Genomic DNA, 1,907 nt, shown 5'->3' with positions numbered 1-1,907 from the left:
ACCACCCGCACGCCCGGCTCGGCGGTCAGCGCGGGGAGGGTCCGCCGCCACGCGATGTCCGCGCACCCGAGGATTCCCATGCGCAGGGGCGCGCTCCCGCCGCCGGTCATGCGGACGTTCCGGAGAGCGCGTGCAGGCAGGCCAGCAGCGACCGGGCCTCGACGTTCACGTTGTGGCCGTGGCGCAGCAGCGCGGCGAGCCGGTGCAGGGGCGTCCAGCGGAAGTCGTCGGGCGGGTCGGCCGGGACGCCGTCCCCGGCCTCGACCACCAGGTACCGGTTCTCGGCGCGGTAGAAGCGCCCGCCCTCCTCGGACAGGACGCAGTCGTACCGCACCCGTCCGGGCGGCGCGGACAGCACCTCGTCCAGGAAGCGCGGCCGGTCGGCGGGCGGCAGGTGCGCGTAGTTCTCCGGCCGGCACTGGACGGTCGGCCCGATCTCCACCGCGTCCCGCAGGCCCGGCTGCGCGGCGGCGCGGACCAGCACGTGCAGGACGCCGCCGACCACGCGGACGAGGAACGCGGCCACGCCGCGTCCGCGCGGCACCAGCATCGGCTGGTCCCAGCCGTCCACCTCCCGGACGCCGGTGCGGACCGCGACGCCGACGATGCTGAAGTGCCGGCCGTCGCGGTGGCTGATCTCGTCGCCGGTCCAGGCCCAGTCCCGCACCGCGTGCCCGGGGATCGGCCGCACGGTCATGGGTTGGCGGCTGCGGTGCGCGGTCAGCCAGCTCAGCAGCTCGATCTCGCTGCCGTCCGGACGGCCGGGCGGCGCGAACGACGCGGCGACCAGCGCGCCGAAACCGCCGCCGTCCGCGCCGTCCGCGCCGGGTCGGGCGGACAGCGCGGCGGGGCCGGGCGGGGAGACGGCCGCCAGGCAGGACAGCACCGTCCGGGTGTCCATGTTGACGACGTTGTCCAGGAGCATCAGCCGGTGCAGCAGGTCCAGCCGGATCCAGCGGAAGCCGTCGCGCTCCTCGACCGGGCCGCGCGCCTCGACGACGATGTTCCGGTTGCGCTTGCCGAGGAACCAGGAGCCCTGCTCGGACTGGAGCACGTCGACCAGGACCGTGCCGGGGCGCGGCCGGGCGAAGTGCTCCAGGTACGGGGTCGCCCGCCCGCCGTGCACGCGCGTGTAGTTGCTGCGCGTGGCCTGGACGGTCGGCGAGATCTGGACGCCGTTGACGTTGCCCGGCTCCATCTTCGCCTGGACGAGGCACTCGACCCGTCCGGCCGTGCGCCGCACCAGCAACCCGAGCACGCCGATCTCGGGCTGGGAGATGATCGGCTGCTCCCAGGCCGCCACGGGCCCGGTCTCGCTGCCGACCGCGAGGCCGGTGACGGTGAAGAAGCCGCCGCCGCGATGCCGCAGGTCACCGGTCGCGGGATCGGCGTGCCAGCCGCGCAGCGCGTCCAGCGGGACGCGGCGCACCTCGGTCCGGGCCGTCCGCGCCTGCTCCCGGAACCACCGCCACAGCCCGTCGTCCGGCCAGTCACCCCGGTCCGCCGGACCGTGCGGGCCGGACGGCGCGGCCCCCGGTCCAGTGCGCTCGGCCGTCCGGGCGTCGGCCGTCCCGGTCATCGAGGGGCACCGGCGGCGGCGATGCGCTCCAGCACCGCGACCGCCGCGTTCGGGGACGGCTCGGCGAGCACCTCGTCGCGCAGCCGCTCGGCGGCGCGGCGGAACGACGGCTCGCCGACCAGCCGGCCCACCGCCTCGCGGACGCCCTCGGGCGTGGCCTCCTCGCGCGGGATCGACAGCCCCGCGCCCAGCCCCCGGATCAGCTCGGCGCGGACCGGCGCGTCCCACTCGCTCGGGACGAGCGTGAGCTGCGGGACCCCGTACCGGGTGGCGGTCGCCCCGATCCCGGCCGCGCCCACGTGCACGACGGCGGCGCAGGTCGGCAGCA

General features: G+C 76.9%; 2 protein-coding genes. Both read right to left on the bottom strand.

What is annotated here, in order from left to right:
- Positions 1–106: 106 nt before the first annotated feature.
- Positions 107–1,579 (bottom strand): NDP-hexose 2,3-dehydratase family protein, encoded by a 1,473-nt coding sequence (locus tag AB0J52_RS38475; RefSeq protein ID WP_500187962.1) that lies wholly within the window; start codon positions 1,577–1,579, stop codon positions 107–109.
- Positions 1,576–1,907 (bottom strand): glycosyltransferase (locus AB0J52_RS38470; RefSeq protein WP_500187961.1); only part of this gene is annotated, 332 nt, incomplete at its 5' end. The genes AB0J52_RS38470 and AB0J52_RS38475, both read right to left, overlap by 4 nt.

Origin of the sequence: Spirillospora sp. NPDC049652, from assembly GCF_040675125.1 — a bacterium.
GTDB lineage: Bacteria > Actinomycetota > Actinomycetes > Streptosporangiales > Streptosporangiaceae > Spirillospora.
The sequence above is the reverse complement of the archived record's forward strand: the minus strand, read 5'-3'. Positions and strand labels throughout refer to the sequence as shown.